This is a genomic window from Oharaeibacter diazotrophicus, assembly GCF_004362745.1.
Taxonomy (GTDB): Bacteria; Pseudomonadota; Alphaproteobacteria; order Rhizobiales; family Pleomorphomonadaceae; genus Oharaeibacter; species Oharaeibacter diazotrophicus.
The window spans coordinates 1,075,226-1,090,611 of record NZ_SNXY01000006.1; the positions used below are offsets into that span (position 1 = coordinate 1,075,226).

General features: G+C 70.5%; 15 protein-coding genes and 1 tRNA gene. 8 read left to right on the forward strand and 8 right to left on the reverse strand.

Annotation, left to right across the window (positions count from 1 at the left end):
* Positions 1–44 precede the first annotated feature (44 nt).
* The 7 genes from EDD54_RS05055 (at position 45) to EDD54_RS05085 (ending at position 7,607) form a co-directional block, all read left to right on the forward strand.
* On the forward strand, positions 45–1,070 hold the full coding sequence (locus EDD54_RS05055) for a polyprenyl synthetase family protein (protein WP_208112152.1): 1,026 nt from the start codon (positions 45–47) through the stop codon (positions 1,068–1,070).
* 118 nt (positions 1,071–1,188) lie between these two features.
* Positions 1,189–2,850 (forward strand): amidohydrolase, encoded by a 1,662-nt coding sequence (locus EDD54_RS05060; RefSeq protein ID WP_126535981.1) that lies wholly within the window; start codon positions 1,189–1,191, stop codon positions 2,848–2,850.
* A gap of 180 nt (positions 2,851–3,030) precedes the next feature.
* Positions 3,031–3,465 carry a DUF7674 family protein gene (locus EDD54_RS05065; RefSeq protein ID WP_126535979.1) on the forward strand — a complete coding sequence of 145 codons (435 nt, stop codon included), beginning with the start codon at positions 3,031–3,033 and terminating at the stop codon, positions 3,463–3,465.
* Positions 3,466–3,708: 243 nt separating this feature from the next.
* On the forward strand, positions 3,709–4,824 hold the full coding sequence (locus EDD54_RS05070; protein ID WP_126535977.1) for an ABC transporter ATP-binding protein: 1,116 nt from the start codon (positions 3,709–3,711) through the stop codon (positions 4,822–4,824).
* 3 nt (positions 4,825–4,827) lie between these two features.
* A complete protein-coding gene (locus EDD54_RS05075) occupies positions 4,828–5,748 on the forward strand; it encodes an ABC transporter permease (protein ID WP_126535975.1) in 921 nt (306 codons plus the stop codon).
* The gene (locus EDD54_RS05080; RefSeq protein WP_126535973.1) at positions 5,741–6,544 is read left to right on the forward strand and encodes an ABC transporter permease; all 804 of its coding nucleotides are present in this window, start codon (positions 5,741–5,743) and stop codon (positions 6,542–6,544) included. The genes EDD54_RS05075 and EDD54_RS05080 overlap by 8 nt, the downstream gene beginning before the upstream one ends.
* 28 nt (positions 6,545–6,572) lie before the next feature.
* A complete protein-coding gene (locus EDD54_RS05085) occupies positions 6,573–7,607 on the forward strand; it encodes an ABC transporter substrate-binding protein (RefSeq protein ID WP_126541692.1) in 1,035 nt (344 codons plus the stop codon).
* Positions 7,608–7,824: 217 nt separating this feature from the next.
* On the opposite strand, the gene EDD54_RS05090 is transcribed toward EDD54_RS05085, so the two are convergent.
* Together EDD54_RS05090 and EDD54_RS05095 are read right to left on the reverse strand one after the other, a co-directional pair.
* Positions 7,825–7,909, reverse strand: a tRNA-Leu gene (locus EDD54_RS05090).
* Positions 7,910–8,246: 337 nt separating this feature from the next.
* The gene (locus tag EDD54_RS05095) at positions 8,247–8,513 is read right to left on the reverse strand and encodes a FliM/FliN family flagellar motor switch protein (RefSeq protein ID WP_126535971.1); all 267 of its coding nucleotides are present in this window, start codon (positions 8,511–8,513) and stop codon (positions 8,247–8,249) included.
* Between the two features lie 122 nt (positions 8,514–8,635).
* Here EDD54_RS05095 and lipB point away from each other — a divergent pair, with 122 nt between their 5' ends.
* On the forward strand, positions 8,636–9,346 hold the full coding sequence (gene lipB / locus EDD54_RS05100; protein WP_425374980.1) for a lipoyl(octanoyl) transferase LipB: 711 nt from the start codon (positions 8,636–8,638) through the stop codon (positions 9,344–9,346).
* On the opposite strand, the gene EDD54_RS05105 is transcribed toward lipB, so the two are convergent.
* From EDD54_RS05105 to EDD54_RS05130, 6 genes are all read right to left on the reverse strand, one after another.
* Positions 9,319–9,825: an ureidoglycolate lyase gene (locus EDD54_RS05105; RefSeq protein ID WP_126535967.1), complete on the reverse strand. Its 507-nt coding sequence runs from the start codon at positions 9,823–9,825 to the stop codon at positions 9,319–9,321. The two genes, lipB and EDD54_RS05105, sit on opposite strands and share 28 nt — an antisense overlap.
* A 9-nt stretch (positions 9,826–9,834) precedes the next feature.
* A complete protein-coding gene (locus EDD54_RS05110) occupies positions 9,835–11,316 on the reverse strand; it encodes an NAD(P)-binding domain-containing protein (protein ID WP_245515642.1) in 1,482 nt (493 codons plus the stop codon).
* Positions 11,313–12,146 carry an ABC transporter permease gene (locus EDD54_RS05115; RefSeq protein ID WP_207620366.1) on the reverse strand — a complete coding sequence of 278 codons (834 nt, stop codon included), beginning with the start codon at positions 12,144–12,146 and terminating at the stop codon, positions 11,313–11,315. Before EDD54_RS05115 ends, EDD54_RS05110 begins: the two co-directional genes overlap by 4 nt.
* 11 nt (positions 12,147–12,157) lie before the next feature.
* Entirely contained in the window at positions 12,158–13,039 is an 882-nt protein-coding gene (locus EDD54_RS05120; protein ID WP_245515643.1) for an ABC transporter permease, read from the reverse strand.
* Positions 13,036–14,142, reverse strand: a complete 1,107-nt coding sequence (locus tag EDD54_RS05125) for an ABC transporter ATP-binding protein (RefSeq protein ID WP_126535965.1) — start codon at positions 14,140–14,142, stop codon at positions 13,036–13,038. Before EDD54_RS05125 ends, EDD54_RS05120 begins: the two co-directional genes overlap by 4 nt.
* A gap of 147 nt (positions 14,143–14,289) precedes the next feature.
* Entirely contained in the window at positions 14,290–15,357 is a 1,068-nt protein-coding gene (locus tag EDD54_RS05130) for an ABC transporter substrate-binding protein (RefSeq protein WP_207620365.1), read from the reverse strand.
* Between the last annotated feature and the right edge of the window lie 29 nt (positions 15,358–15,386).

Sequence of the window (15,386 nt, forward strand, 5' to 3'; positions counted from 1 at the left end):
CTATTCTCACGCCGGGTTCGGCGCGGATTGCGGAGTTTGAGAGCGTGGGCGCAGTCGTTTCCAAGGAACGGCGCGGCGAGACGGCGGCGCGCGAAGCGTCGATCGCGCCGCTGGTCGCGCTGGTCGGCGCCGACATGGAAAAGGTCAACGCGCTGATCCTCGACATGGCCGGCTCCAACGCCGACATGATTCCCGAGATCGCGCGGCACCTGATCGACAGCGGCGGCAAGCGGCTGCGGCCGATGCTGACCATCGCCGCCGCCCGCGCCTTCGGCTACGAGGGCGACGGCCACGTCAAGCTCGCCGCCGCCGTCGAGTTCATGCACACCGCGACGCTGCTGCACGACGACGTCGTCGACGAGAGCGAGATGCGCCGCGGCAAGCTCGCCGCCCGCATGCTGTGGGGCAACCAGGCGAGCGTGCTCGTCGGCGACTACCTGCTCGGCCAGGCCTTCCGCACCATGGTCGAGGTCGGCTCGCTCGACGCGCTGCGCGTGCTGTCCGAGGCCGCCTCGGTGATCGCCGAAGGCGAGGTGATGCAGCTCGCCGCCGCCAAGAACCTCGCCACCGACGAGACCGCCTATCTCGGCGTCATCAACGCCAAGACCGCCGCTCTGTTCAAGGCGGCCTGCGAGGTCGGCCCGATCGTCGCCGGCCGCGACGCCGACACCATCGCCGCCCTCGCCCGCTACGGCACCGAACTCGGCTACGCCTTCCAGCTCGTCGACGACGCGCTCGACTACGGCGGCTCGTCGATGACCCTCGGCAAGAAGGTCGGCGACGACTTCCGCGAGGGCAAGGTGACGCTGCCGGTGATCCTCGCCAACCGCGCCGGCAACGAGGCCGACCGCGCCTTCTGGAGCCGCACCATCGAGCGCGGCGAGATCGCCGACGGCGACCTCGAGCACGCCATCGAGCTGCTGCGCCGCACCGGCGCGATCGCCGCCACGGTGGAACGTGCCCGCGGTTTCGGCGTCCGCGCCGTCGAGGCGCTCGCCGCCGTGCCCGCCTCGGCCCACCGCGACGCCCTCGAGGACGTCGTCGCCTATTGCGTCAGCCGCGTCAGCTGACCGGGCCATAAGCCGGGCCGTCACGGCCCGGCCCCCCATAATTTGCCGATTCGCGCGCCGTCGGAGATCGTCGATCCGACGGCCTTCGCCGTCGTGGGACAGATCGGGAGAGAGAAAGATGGCCGCCGCCGACCTCGTGGTGATCCGTGGGCGCGTGTTGACCCAGGATCCCGCGCGACCGCGGGCGTCCGCCGTCGCGATCGGCGCCGGGCGGGTCCTCGCCGTCGGCGGCGACGACGAGATCCTCGCCCTCGCCGGCCCGTCGACGCGGGTGATCGACGCCGCCGGCGGCTCCGTGCTGCCGGGCTTCTGCGAGAGCCACATGCACATCTTCTCCGGCGCGGCGGAGATGGCGCAGCTGCAGCTCGACGGCGTCCACGGTCTCGACGCGCTCGCCGCCGCCCTGCGCAGCTACGCCGCCGCCCATCCCGCCGACCGGGTGCTGCTGGCGCAGGGCGCCGACTACGCCATTCTCGGCGACGCCCAGGTCGACCGCCACGTCCTCGACTCGATCCTGCCGGACCGGCCGGTGATGCTGGTCGCACCCGACCACCACACCGCCTGGGCCAACACCGCGGCGCTCGATCTCGTCGGCCTGCTCCACGGCGCCGACCTGCCGCCCGGCAACGTCGTCGTGATGGGCGAGGACGGCCGCGCCACCGGCGAACTCCGCGAGATGGAGGCCTTCGACCCGCTGCTCGAAGCCGCCGGCGCCGACCGCTACCGCCTCGGCCTTTCCACCGGCGGCGAACCGGAGCCGTGGCCCCAGGGCGCCGACTTCGAGACGGACCTCGCGGTGATGAAGCGCGGCCTCGCCCACTGCGCCGCCCACGGGATCACCTCGATCCACAACATGGACGGCAACCTCTACCAGCTCGAACTGCTGCGCACCCTCGAGAACCGCGGCGAGCTGACGGTGCGCGTCCAGGTGCCGTTCCACTTCAAGCCGGCCATGGACCTTGCCATGCTCGACAAGGCGTCGGCGATGGCGCGCGAGTACCGGGGCGACAAGCTCTCGTCCGGCGTGGTCAAGCTGTTCTACGACGGCGTCATCGACAGCTGCACCGCCGTGATGCTGGAGCCCTACGCCGACACCCCCGGCGTCGTCGGCGAACCACTGTTCACGCCCGAGCGCTTCACCGAGATCGCCGTCGAGATCGACCGCCGCGGCCTGCAGATCGCCGTCCACTCGATCGGCGACGGCGCCGTCCGCGCCGTGCTCGACGGATACGAGGCCGCCGAGCGCGCCAACGGCCGGCGCGACGCCCGCCACCGCGTCGAGCACGTCGAGGTGATCCACCCCGACGACGTCGGCCGCTTCGCCGAACTCGGCGCGATCGCCTCGATGCAGCCGCCGCATCCGCCGGGGGCGATGAACTTCCCGCTCGAGCCGACGATCAGCCGGATCGGGCGCGCGCGCTGGCCGTGGTCCTACCCGTGGCGCACGCTGAAGGAGGCCGGCGCCCACGTGGTGTTCGCCTCCGACTGGCCGGTGTCGCCGATCGATCCGCTCGCCGGCATCAAGGCCGCGGTGACGCGCAAGCGCTGGAGCGCGGACGATCCCGACCAGAGCTTCACCCTCGCCGAGGCGATTGCCGCCTATACCGTCGAGGGCGCCTACGCCCAGTTCCGAGAGGATCGCGCCGGCCGCCTCGCCCCGGGCTTCCTCGGCGACCTCGTCGTGCTCTCCGGCGACATCGAGGCCGTCGCGCCCGAGGCGATCGACCGGCTGAAGCCGATCGCCACCGTCTGCGACGGCCGCGTCACCCACGAGGCCTGAGGGCCACGGGCTGGTCACGGCACAATCCCAGGTGTATCCAGGGGTCGAGGCGCGGCCGCGTTCGATCGCGCAGGCGCTGGGGCTTTCGCTCCGCACCGATGCTTGGCAGCGCGCTGGCGAAGGCGAACGCTCGACGGCTGTCGCGTCGAAGTGATCGCTCGGGTGAACGAGAGGTAGGCGATGGTGGAGCCGCCGATCACACGCGAAGACATGTTCGCCCCGCTGTTGGCCGCGGACGAGTCGTTTCGTCCTCTTTGGTCGGCCTTCCTGGAAGAATGGGCCGACGAGGCCGAGCTGCCGCTCTACATCGCTCTGCACGCCTTGGACGAGCACATTCAGGAATACCTGGAGGCCGGCCGAAACGAGAAACTCGACGCGATCTTCTCGGTCGTGGAACGCTGGCATCTCCACGGTGACCACTATGTGCGCGTAGCGGCGACCGTGGGTCTGCTGGAGGGCCTGCAGAACAGGTTGGGCGCGAAGCCCGACAAGATGGCCGCGCTCGAACGTCGGCTCGGTCCCGATTGCAGGCGCTGGTGGAAGCGGTTGAATCGCTTCTGGCAGGGCGACACCGACGCCCTCTCCGGCTTGGCCGACCGCCCATCCTCGCCGTAGTCGACCCCGACCGGCGCGCCGGGTCGGGGCTGGAGGAAGAGGACCGCCGGCCTCGACCATCGCGCTCGGTGCACACGGCGACCGTCGGCGCCCGGGGCGCCACGACCCTGGGTCGCCCCCATGCGCCGCTTCCGTGGGCACGCTCGAATTACGGACGGGACCACGCGCGAAAGCGATTGTCAGCGGCAGGCCCATGTGATCACATTTGCCCCGTCTTCAACGGGGGCAGACGTCGACAGCACCATGAGCGAAGCGCGTCCCGCGGCCGGTGCCGCCACGAGTGCGATCGGCCTGCGCCAGGTCTCCAAGGTGTTCGGCTCCGGCGACCAGCGGTTCACCGCCGTCGACCGCGCCACCGTCGAAATCGCCAGGAACGAGTTCTTCACGCTCCTCGGGCCGTCCGGCTGCGGCAAGACCACGCTCCTGCGCATGATCGCGGGCTTCGAGTACCCGACCGCCGGCGAGATCCTGCTCGAGGGCGTCGACGTCGCCGGCCTGCCGCCCTACGCGCGGCCGATCAACACGGTGTTCCAGAACTACGCGCTGTTCCCGCACATGACCGTGGCCGAGAACATCGGTTTCGGCCTGAAGATGCTCGGCAAACCGAAGGCCGAGGTCGACGAACGCGTCGCGGCCATGCTGAAACTGGTCCGCATGGAGGCGCTCGCCGGCCGGCGCACCTCGCAGATCTCCGGCGGTCAGCAGCAGCGCGTCGCCCTCGCCCGCGCCCTCGCCCCGCGGCCGAAGGTGCTGCTGCTCGACGAGCCCTTGTCGGCGCTCGACTACAAGCTCCGCAAGGAGATGCAGATCGAGCTGAAGCGCCTGCAGCACGAGACCGGCATCACCTTCATCTTCGTCACCCACGACCAGGAGGAGGCGCTGACCATGTCCGACCGCATCGCGGTGATGTCGGCCGGGCACATCCTCCAAGTCGGCACGCCGCGCGACATCTACGACAGCCCGGCCGACCGCTTCGTCGCCGACTTCATCGGCGAGACCAACGTCCTCGCAGGCCGCACCGGCGCCGTCTCCGGCGACCTCGCGTCCGTCGCCCTCGCCGCCGGCGGCGAATTGTTCGCCGTGGTGCCCGCCGGCTTCTCCCGAACCGGCGAGGTGACCGTGGTGGTCCGGCCCGAGCACGCCCGCGTGGTCGCCTCCGGCGAGCCGGCGACCCTCTCGGGCACGCTCGAGCACGCCGTCTACTTCGGCACCGACACCCACTTCCACGTCCGCCTCGCCGACGGCTCGACCTTCATCGTGCGGCGTCAGAACCGGCCGGGCGAGGTTCTCGGCGTCGAGGTCGGCGACACCGTCGGCGTGGTGGTCGATCCGCGCGCCGCGCGCCTGCTCGGGAACTGAGCCATGGCCGACGCGAGCGACATCGCCAGGAGGGCCGCCCGGCGCGACGTGCTGAACCGCTGGCTGCTGTCGGCGCCGGCGCTGGCGATCATCTTCTTCGCCGCGATCGGCCCGCTGCTGATCGTGCTGGTCTATTCCTTCCTCGCCCCCGGCCCCTACGGCGACGTGGTCTGGAAATTCTCGCCGGACGCCTGGGTCGGCGTCTTCCTCGAGCGCGACATCTTCGACGACACGCTCTCGCTCGCCGACGCCCACGTGCGCATCTTCCTGCGCTCGGCCGGGCTGTCGCTGGTCACCACGGTGCTGACGCTGATCGTCGGCTTCCCGACCGCCTACTTCATCGCGACGCGGCCGGAGAACCGGCGCGACATCTGGCTGTTCCTGATCACCATCCCGTTCTGGACCAACCTCCTGATCCGCACCTTCGCGATCCTGGAGATCATCCGCAACGAGGGCTTCCTCAACACGATGCTGCTCCGGGTCGGGCTGATCGACAAACCGATCCAGATCCTGTTCACAGACACCGCGATCCTGGTCGGCATGGTCTACGTCTACCTGCCGCTGATGGTGCTGCCGCTCTACGCCTCGATGGAGAAGATCGACTTCCGCCTCGTCGAGGCCGGCTACGACCTCTACGCCACGCCGCGGCGGGTGCTGACCAACGTGATCGTGCCGCTGGTCAAGCCCGGCATGGTCGCCGGCTCGATCCTGGTGTTCATCCCCGCGCTCGGCGCCTACGTCACCCCGAGCGTACTCGGCGGCGGCAAGAACATGATGCTCGGCAACCTGATCGAGCTGCAGTTCGGCCAGGGCCGCAACTGGCCGCTCGGCGCGGCGCTGTCGATCTCGATGATGGTGATCGTGATGGTCGCGCTGATCGCCTACGTCCGCAACGCCGGCCGCGCGGAGATCCGTCATGGCTGAGCGCGCCTTCGACGTCCGCCGCCAGCGCGGCTTCACCACGATCGCCGTGCTGTGCTTCGTCGCGCTCTACGCGCCGATGGTCATGCTGGTGTTCTACGCCTTCAACGCCGGCAACTCGCTGTCCGACTGGCAGGGCTTCTCGCTGCGCTGGTTCGTCTCGGCCTTCAGCAACACCCAGGTGATCGACGCCTCGATCCGATCGGTCCAGATCGCCTCGGTCGCCGCGGTGATCTCGACGGTGGCCGCCACCATGGCCGCGCTCGCCACCACGCGCACGCCGCCCTACCCCGGCCTCACCTTCAAATACGCCTTCATCAACCAGCCCTTGATGGTGCCGGAGATCGTCACCGCGGTGGCGCTGCTGATCTTCTTCGCGCAGATCAAGGTCGCCACCGGCTACGCCGGGCTCGGCTACCTGATCGCGGCCCACACTGCCTTCTGCGTGCCCTTCGCCTACCTGCCGATCCGCGCCCGCCTCGAGAACATGGACCTGACGCTCGAGCGCGCCGCCGCCGATCTCTACGCCACGCCGCTCAAGACCTTCCGCTACGTGACGCTGCCGCTGTTGTGGCCGGGCGTGCTGGCGGGGCTGATGCTGGCCTTCGTGATCTCGCTCGACGACGTGGTGATCACGAATTTCGTCAAGTCCGGCGGCCAGGACACGCTGCCGACCTACATCCTCGGTCAGATCCGCCGGCAGGTGACGCCGGAGATGAACGCCATCTCCACGGCCTTCCTGCTGCTCTCGATCCTGATCGTGACCCTGTTCTTCTTGATGGCGAAACGGCGGGCGTGAGACCCGCCGGCAAACGAGAGGTGGAATGATGACGACGTCTCGGACGCTGGCCGCGGCCCTTGCCGCGCTGCTGGCCTCGACCGGTCTGGCGAGCGCCGCCGGCGAGCTGAACATCTACAACTGGGGCAACTACACCAGCCCCGACATGATCAAGAAGTTCGAGGCCAAGTACGACGTCAAGGTGACGATCACCGACTACGACTCGAACGACACCGCCCTCGCCAAGGTGCGCCAGGGCGGCTCGGGCTTCGACATCGCGATGCCCTCGCAGCACTACATCCCGATCTGGATCCAGGAGGGCCTGATCCAGGAGGTCGACGCCGGGTCGATGGAGAACGCGAAGAATCTCGCGCCCGAGTTCGCCAACCCCGACTTCGACCCCGGCCGCAAGTACTCGGTTCCCTGGGCCTGGGGTACCGTCGGCGTCTCGGTCAACACCGACGTGCTGAAGGACCCGGTCGACAGCTGGTCGCTGATCTTCGATCCGCCGGAGGAGATCAAGGGCAAGATCAACGTCGTGCCCGAGATGAACGACGTGATCCACGCCGCCATCAAGTACAACGGCGGCAACCTCTGCGACTACGACAAGGACATGATGCGCAAGGTGCGCGACACCCTCGTCAACGCGAAGGCCAACTGGATCGCCATGGAATATTCCACCATCGAGAAGATGGTGGCCGGCGACTACGCCGCGACCTCGGACTGGAACGGCTCGGCCATGCGCCAGCGCCTCCAGAACCCGAAGATCCACTACATCCTGCCGAAGGAAGGCTTCCAGATCTGGTCGGACAACATCGTCGTGCTCAAGGACGCCAAGAACCTCGAGAACGCCAAGCTGTTCCTGAACTTCATGATGGACCCGGAGAACGCGGGCCTGAACTCCTCGTTCCACCGCTACGCCAACGGCATCGCCGGCTCGGAGAAGTTCATGCCGGCCGACATGCAGGACGCGCCGGAACTGAACATCCCCGCCGACAAGATGAAGGTCGCGGAGCTGATCAAGACCTGCCCGCCCGAGGCCCAGGCGATCTACACCAAGATCTGGACCGAACTGCAGAAGTGACCCGGCGCGGCGCCCCGGCGCCGCGGCACGGCCAACTCCGGAGGCGGGGCGCCGAGGCGCTCCGCCTCTTTCGTTTCCGGGCGGTCGATTCGAGAACGAGGGCACCCGTCCATGTGCAGGACGGCCGCGAGCGCACGCCGGTGAGATGGGTCGCCGAGAAGACGTACCCCCGAAACGACGACGGCCGCCCGGAGGGCGGCCGCGTCGATCAGGAGAATGGTGCGGTTGAGAAGACTCGAACTTCCACGGGTTGCCCCACAGCGACCTCAACGCTGCGCGTCTACCAATTCCGCCACAACCGCATTTTCGTGGTCGGTGCCGTCGTTTCCGCCGGCGCCGGTTCTCTAGCAAACCCGATCCCGGGGCACAAGGGGTTTCGCCGACTTCGTTTCACCTTCCCGCCGCCCCTTGGGGGGCACCGCCGCGCGGGCGCCCGGAAGCCGCGGAAACGCGGGCGTCGCCTTGGCCGACCGCCCGGCGAGCGGGCGTCCACGGGACGTGCCGGGGCCGGCCCGAAGGTCGAATCGATCTCGCAAGAACCGCCCGCAGTCGCTTGGAATCGCGCGCCGATCCGATTCGCCCGCGTCGTCGGCGCCCACGGCGGGCGCCGGCCGAATCGCTGCGTGACGCCGGCCCGCGTCAGACCTTGCGGACGTCGTCGTGGCGGCGGTAGGTCGGGGCGCGGAACAGCACTTCGGTGATCGAGATGCCGACGCGCTCGCCGTTGAGGATCACCTGCCCGCGGGCGACGGGAACGTCGTTGGCGAGGATCTCTACGTCCTGGTCGGCGGTGCGGTCGAGTTCGATCACGGCGCCGCGGCCCATGCGCAGCAGCTGGTGGATGGGCATGGTCTGGCCGCCTAGGACGACGGAGACTTCGATACCGATCTTCTCGAAGGTCGACATAAGCCCTAGAAGTCCCCGGAACGCCCTGCGGATCGAAGCGGCGGCGCCGATCCGTCCGACGCCGACTTTCCACGGCACGAGGTTACCGAATGGTTAATGCCCGCGACGATATCGAGACGCGGATGCCCGCCGTCCCCGGTTCTCCCCCGGTCGAGTGGGTGATCGCCGACGCGCCGGTGTCCTACCCCGACGCCGTCGCCGAGATGGACGCGCGGGTCGCCGCCATCGCCGCGGGCACGGCGCGCGAGAGGGTCTGGCTGGTCGAGCATCCCCCGCTCTACACCGCGGGCACCAGCGCCGATCCGGCCGACCTCGTCGCGCCCGACCGCTTCCCGGTGTTCGAGAGCGGCCGCGGCGGCCAATACACCTACCACGGCCCCGGCCAGCGGGTCGCCTACGTGATGCTCGACTTGAAGCGCCGCCGCCAGGACGTGCGCGTCTTCGTGGCCGCGCTGGAGGCCTGGATCATCGGCACCCTCGCCGCCTTCAACGTCCGCGGCGAGCGCCGCGAGGACCGCGTCGGCGTCTGGGTGCGCCGGCCGGAGAAGGCGCCCGGCGCCGAGGACAAGATCGCCGCCATCGGCATCCGCGTCCGGCGCTGGGTGACCTTCCACGGTATCAGCCTCAACGTCGAGCCCGACCTCGACCACTTCGGCGGCATCGTGCCCTGCGGCATCCGACAGCACGGCGTCACCAGCCTCGTCGACCTCGGCCTGCCGGTCACCATGGCCGACGCCGACCTCGCGCTGCGCGCCGCCTTCGAGACGGTGTTCGGCGAGACGGTGACGGTGCCGGCCGAAGCGCCTCAAACGAGCGCCAGCGCGACGCCGTAGCGCTCGACCAGCTTGCAGGTGTGGTGGTCGACCACGTTGGTGTCGGCGAGTTCGAGGTTGAAGAAGGCGCGTTCGCCGCCCTCGAACAGCGGGCCGGCGTGCCAGGTGCCGGTGTAGAGCATCACGGCGGTGTCGCCGGGGATGCGGAAGGCGCGGATGTCCTCGAGCGCCGGTTCGGCGCCGTCGACGTCGAGATCGCGCGGCGGCGCGACCGCGAGCCACCATTCGTGGCCGCCGGCCGACGCGAGCGACTGGGTCACGCGCCGGTGCCGGGTGATCTGGCGGACGACGAGCCCGCGGCCGGGAATCAGCATCGTGTAGAAGCGCGGCGTGCCCTGCGTCAGGTCGAGCTGCGCGTCGTGCGGGCCGAAGGGCACGCCGTCCTCCATCGGCGGGATCACGGTGCCGAAGGGCGCGAATCCCTCTGCGGTGAGCTCTTCGATCGGAAGGTCGCAGAGCGCGGGGCCGGTGGCGGTCATATGGGATCCTCAGGGGTTGGCGAAGCCGTCCTCGAAGTCGTCGGGGATCGGCAGGTCGTCGGCGCGGTAGGCGTGGAGGTCGGCGAGCACGGCCTCTTCGTGGTCGAGCAGCAGCCGGCGCGTCACGCCGCGCACCACCCGTGGCAGGGCGTGGCGGTGGCCGCTGATCGAGGTCGAGTGCGGGCCGTGGCTGACGGTGGAGAGCCCGTTGAAGGCGAACACCCGGCCGACCCAGCCGTCCTCCAGGCGCCTCGGCACAAAGCCGTAGCCCTCGTCGAGATAGGGCAGCGCGGACAGCCGGGCGTCGGCCTCTTCCGCCGGCGGCGCGAAGCGGTCGGACCACAGCGCGACGCGGCTCGCGAGCGTGCGCAACTCCGGCCGGGCCGCGAGGTCGGTCACCGCACCGGTGGCGAGAATCAGGTGGTCGTAGACGAGCGGTCCCGCCGGCGTCTCGACGCGGATCGCGTCGCCGTCGAGGGCGACCGACGTCCAAGGCGTCGCCGGGCGCAGCCGGAAGCCGGGCGTCGCCAGCGCGGTGCGGAAGGCGGTGACCGGCGGCGGCTGGTCGGCGGCGCGGAAGAAGCGGGCGATCCGCCAGCGCGTCAGGTCGGCGAGCGCGGGATAGTGCGTCATCATCCCCGCCGTCTCGATGTGACGATGCGGGTTGGTGCGCGGTAGCCGAGCACGGCGGAAGCAGACCTCGGCCGAGGCCGCCCCGGCCCGGAGCGCCGCGATCGCGTTGTCGAAGGCCGAGGCGCCGTGTCCGAGCAGGCCGACGCGGCGGCCCTTCAGGCGCGCGAAGTCGATCGGGCCGTTGGAATGGTCGTAGCACTCCGGCGGCAGCGCCGCCGCGACGAAGTCGGGCACGCGCCAGGCGCCGGCGCCATCGAAGCCGGTGGCGATCACCACGGCGCGGGCGTGGCGGGTGACCGGCCGCCCCGCGACCAGCGTCTCGACGCGGACGAGATCGCCGGCGTCGGCGACGTCCATCACCAGCGTGCGGTGCTCGACCGGAAGCTCGAGCGTCTCGGCGTACCAGTCGAGATAGTCCTTCCAGTCGGTGCGCGGGATCCGCTCCAGCCGCGCCCAGGCGGCGACGCCGTAACGGGTCTCGAACCAGCGCCGCACCGACAGCGCGGGGATACCGAACTCGGTGCCGACGGTGACCTTGGGCGTGCGCAGCTCGGCCATGCGGGCGTAGGTGCACCACGGCCCCTCCTCGCCCGGGCCGCCGCGGTCGAGCACGGCGACCCGCGCCAGCCCCTCGCGCCGCAGGTGCGCCGCGATGACGAGCCCGGACTGGCCGGCGCCGACGACGATCACGTCGTCGACCGGCGAGCCGTCGGGGCCGGCGCGCGGGGCGAGCCAGGGCCGGTCCGGATAGGAGATCGCGGCAAGGTCCGCGCGGGCCTCGGCGGCGAGCGCCGCGAGTGCCGCAGCGGCGCCGGGCAGAGCGGCGGGGAAGGTCAGGGGCGACGTCGGCGCGGTCACGGGGCGGCCTCCATGGGAGCGGTCGCCGCGCGGGCGGCGGGAGCGGCGCGGCGGCGGCCGCGACGCCGGCGGTAGAGCTCGCTCGCCGCCACGATCGCCACCGTCAACGCCAGCACGGCGACCTGCATGGCGTTGAGGTCGGGGCGAAGTTCGCGGCGGAACTCGGAGGCGACCATCAGCGACAAGGGCTGGGTGCGGCCGGCGAGGAACATCGCGATGGTCAGGTCGGCGAGCGAGAGGATGACGCCGACCGAATAGGCGCCGGCGAGCGCGCCCTTGAGCTGCGGCAGCATCACCAGCCGGAAGCTCTGCCACGGCGTCGCGCCGAGGTCGCGGGCGGCCTCGTCGAGGCGCGGGTCGATCCGCACCAGGACGGAGGCTATCATCACGGTGGTGAAGGGCACCACGACGAGCGCCTGCGCCAAAACCAGCGCGACGGCGCCGCGCTCGAGGCCGACGCGGCTCATCACCATCGCCTGCGCGATCGAGAGCACCGACTTCGGCACCAGGAAGGGCAGCAGCACCAGCGCCGCGAAACCGAGCCGCCACTTCAGCCCCGGCGCGGTCAGCGCGAGCGCGGCGGCGAGGCCGACCGCCATGCCGATCAGCCCGACCGGCTGCGCCACCAGCGTCGAGGTGACGAAGCCGGCGTGGAAGGCGTCGTTGCCGGCGAGTTCACCGTACCATTTCAGCGTGAAGCCCGAGAGCGGGAAGGCCATCAGGTCGCTGTCGTTGAAGGAGAACACCGCCAGCACGACGATCGGCAGATAGAGGAAGGTCGTGGCGACGACGAGCGTGGCGAGGCTGGCGCGGCCGATGCCGGAGTTCATGGCGTCCTCCCTCAGCGCGTCGTACGCGCCAGCACGGCGCGGGCGCCGTCGAGGCGCATCAGGGCGAAGGCGAGGCCGGCGGCACCCGCGAACAGGGCCGCGAGCAGGCCGAGCGCCAGGGCGGAGGCCATCGGCCAGTCGAAGGCGGTGCCGAACAGGGTGTCGATCATCGCCATCGCGGTCTGGCCCGAGGTGCCGCCGAGCAGGCTCGGCGTCAGCATCTCGCCGGCGGCGAGCGCGAACACAGCGAAGACGCCGGCGGCGAGGCCGGGGGTCGTCAGCGGCAGCGTCACCTTGACGAAAGCCTGGAACGGGCGGGCGCCGAGGTCGCGGGCGGCCTCGATCAGCCGGCGGTCGACCATCTCGACCGAGACCCAGATCGCCAGCACCATGAAGGGCAGGTTGTTGTAGGTCAGCACCAGCGCGGTGGTGAAGGGCGTGAACAGGAGCCATTTCACCGGCTCGGCGGCGAGACCCAGCCCCTCCAGCACCGCGTTGACCAGCCCCTCCGAGCCGAGCACGATCCGCCACGCGTAGATGCGCACGATCTCGCCGGTGTAGAGCGGCGTAAGCAGCACGACGACGCCGACGCCCTTCCACGACGCCGGCACCCCGGCGAGCGCCAGCGCCACCGGATAGCCGGCGAGCGCGGTGAACACCGCCGCCGCGACACCCGACAGCACCGCCTTGCCGATCAGCCACCAGTAGCTCGCGGTGGTCGCGAGTTCGTACCACGCCCGACCGGAGAAGGCCGGCAGCAGCTCGAAATCCTCGACGACGAAGAAGGAGAACACCACCAGCACCGCCAGCGGTACCACGCAGCCGGCGACCAGAACCGCCGCGACCGGCAGCGCCAGATGACGGCGTCCGAGCGGGATCGCCGGCATCCTCATGACGCCGGCCTCGTCACGAAGCAGCGGCCGGGCACGAGCGCCAGCGCGACGGCGTCGCCGGGCGCGGGGACGCCGTCGCCGGCATAGGCGAGGCGGACGCCGTTGGCGCGGACCTCCACCAGCGTGCGGTCGCCCTGGTAGACGACGTGGGCGACCTCGCCGGCGATCGCGCCGCCGGGCGTCGGCGCAACCGCCTCGGGGCGGACCACCAGAACCGCTTCGTCGCCGACGGCAAGGCCGTCGGCCGCCTCGGTCTCGACGGTGCCGAGCGGCGTCTCGAGCGCCGCGCGGCCCGGCGCCGCGGCGAGTACCCGGCCCGGCACCAGCGTGGCGCCGCCGATGAAGTCGGCGACGAAGGCGTCGGCGGGGCGGGCGTAGACGGTACGCGGGTCGGCCTTCTGGGCGATCCGGCCGCGGTTCATCACCACCAGCACGTCGGACAGCGCGAAGGCTTCCTCCTGGTCGTGGGTGACGTAGACGAAGGCGATGCCGAGCCGGCGCTGCAGGTCCTTGAGCTCGATCTGGAGATGGGCGCGCATCTTGCGGTCGAGCGCCGACAGCGGTTCGTCGAGCAGCAGCAGCCGCGGCTCGGCGACGATGGCGCGGGCGACCGCCACGCGCTGCTGCTGGCCGCCGGAGAGCTGGTGCGGGTGGCGGGCGCCGAATTCGCCCATGTGGACGGCGTCGAGCGCGCGGGCGACGCGCTGCTCGAGGTTCGGCACCTGGCCGCGCAGCCGCAGCGAGAAGGCGACGTTCTCGAACACCGTCAGGTGCGGGAACAGCGCGTAGGACTGGAACACCGTGTTGACCGGCCGCCGCTCCGGCGGCACGCCGGCGAGCGACTGGCCGTCGAGGGTCAGCGAGCCGGCGTCGGGCGTCTCGAAGCCGGCGATCATCCGGAGGATCGTGGTCTTGCCGCAGCCCGACGGTCCCAGCAGCGTCACGAAGGCGCGCTCGGGGATGTCGAGGTCGACGCCGGCGACGGCGAGCGCGCGGCCGTAGCTCTTTACGAGGCCGCGGCCGGAGAGCAGCGGCGGCGTCGCGGCCGGGTCGGTCCGGCGGGGGATCGGATCGGGAAGCGTCGCACCGGCGCCAGTCGCCATCGGAAGGCCGTTCTCGCTCGTCGGGGGCCGGCGGGGCGCGCGGCCCCTGCCCGGCGGAACGCGGGGTGCCGACGCCCGTCCGCAAGGGGCGGGCGGCGGGCGGACCGGACGGGGTGGCACGGTCGCCACCCCGACGCGGCCCGAGGATCAGGCCGCCTTGACCTCGGCCCAGACCTTCAGCCACTCGGAGTAGTTCGGCGGCGCCACCGGCCACATGAACGACTGCATCACCGAGAGGTCGTCGATGAAGATCGCCTCCTGCTTCTCCTTGGTGAGTTTGTCGCGGACGATGCCGGACGTGGTGGCGTAGTTGCCGATCTCGGCGATCGCGGAGGCGTAGTCGGCGCCGAGCAGGTAGTTGCCGAAAGCGTAGGCGAGTTCGAGCTTGTCGTCGGCGAGGCCGGCCGGGATGCCGAAGCAGTCGCACCAGCCCATGATGCCCGCCTTCGGCTTGGCCATGGCGACCTTCATCTTGTCCTTCAGCGCGTCGTAGGGCACGCGCCAGGAGAAGGCGCAGGTGACCTCGCCGGTGGCGAACAGGTTGGTGAGGTCGCCGATGGTCTGCCAATAGGTCCGGAGCAGCGGCTTCTGGGCGATCAGCGCCTTCTTGCACTCGGCGAGTTCGTCCGCCGAGAGCGTGAAGGCCTTCTCGCGGGGGATGCCGATGTGCAGCGCCGCGATCGCGATCGACTCCAGGGCGTAGTCGCGCATGGCGAGCTGGCCCTTGTACTTCGGGTCGAACAGGGTCGAGTAGGTCGGCTCCTCCGAGAGCACGTCGGTGCGCCAGACCAGGGGATTGAGGCCCCAGAGATAGGGGATGGCGAAGGTGTTGCCGGCCTCGTCCTTGACCTTGTCGGTGGACTTGAACACGTCGTACATGCCGGCGATGTTCGGCATCTTGGCGAGGTCGAGTTGCTTCAGCACCCCGCCCTTGATGTAGCGCCACGAGCCGTTCAGCGACGGGTTGACGATGTCCCAGTCGGAGGCGGTGCCGGTCTTGAGCGCGGCGAACTGGGCGTCCTCGCTGTTGAGATAGGACAGCTTCACCTTGGCGCCGGTCTGCTTCTCGAACGGGGCGACGTATTCCAGGTGGCCGTTGGAATCCCAGGTCGCCCATACCAGTTCGGTCGGCGCGGCGAAGGCGGCGCGGCCGCTGCCGAGCACCGTCAGGCCCGCACCGGCCGCCATGCCCGCCAGCACGCGGCGCCGATTCATCGATCCCATCGTCATCTGCGGTCCCCTCG

Bases quoted from the DNA above. Each gene is read 5' to 3' on its own strand.
- EDD54_RS05130 (WP_207620365.1), bottom strand. From the start codon at position 15,357: ATGAATCGGCGCCGCGTGCTGGCGGGCATGGCGGCCGGTGCGGGCCTG.
- lipB (WP_425374980.1), top strand. From the start codon at position 8,636: ATGCCCGCCGTCCCCGGTTCTCCCCCGGTCGAGTGGGTGATCGCCGAC.
- EDD54_RS05125 (WP_126535965.1), bottom strand. From the start codon at position 14,142: ATGGCGACTGGCGCCGGTGCGACGCTTCCCGATCCGATCCCCCGCCGG.
- EDD54_RS05060 (WP_126535981.1), top strand. From the start codon at position 1,189: ATGGCCGCCGCCGACCTCGTGGTGATCCGTGGGCGCGTGTTGACCCAG.
- EDD54_RS05065 (WP_126535979.1), top strand. From the start codon at position 3,031: ATGGTGGAGCCGCCGATCACACGCGAAGACATGTTCGCCCCGCTGTTG.
- EDD54_RS05120 (WP_245515643.1), bottom strand. From the start codon at position 13,039: ATGAGGATGCCGGCGATCCCGCTCGGACGCCGTCATCTGGCGCTGCCG.
- EDD54_RS05080 (WP_126535973.1), top strand. From the start codon at position 5,741: ATGGCTGAGCGCGCCTTCGACGTCCGCCGCCAGCGCGGCTTCACCACG.
- EDD54_RS05105 (WP_126535967.1), bottom strand. From the start codon at position 9,825: ATGACCGCCACCGGCCCCGCGCTCTGCGACCTTCCGATCGAAGAGCTC.
- EDD54_RS05085 (WP_126541692.1), top strand. From the start codon at position 6,573: ATGACGACGTCTCGGACGCTGGCCGCGGCCCTTGCCGCGCTGCTGGCC.
- EDD54_RS05070 (WP_126535977.1), top strand. From the start codon at position 3,709: ATGAGCGAAGCGCGTCCCGCGGCCGGTGCCGCCACGAGTGCGATCGGC.
- EDD54_RS05115 (WP_207620366.1), bottom strand. From the start codon at position 12,146: ATGAACTCCGGCATCGGCCGCGCCAGCCTCGCCACGCTCGTCGTCGCC.
- EDD54_RS05075 (WP_126535975.1), top strand. From the start codon at position 4,828: ATGGCCGACGCGAGCGACATCGCCAGGAGGGCCGCCCGGCGCGACGTG.
- EDD54_RS05095 (WP_126535971.1), bottom strand. From the start codon at position 8,513: ATGTCGACCTTCGAGAAGATCGGTATCGAAGTCTCCGTCGTCCTAGGC.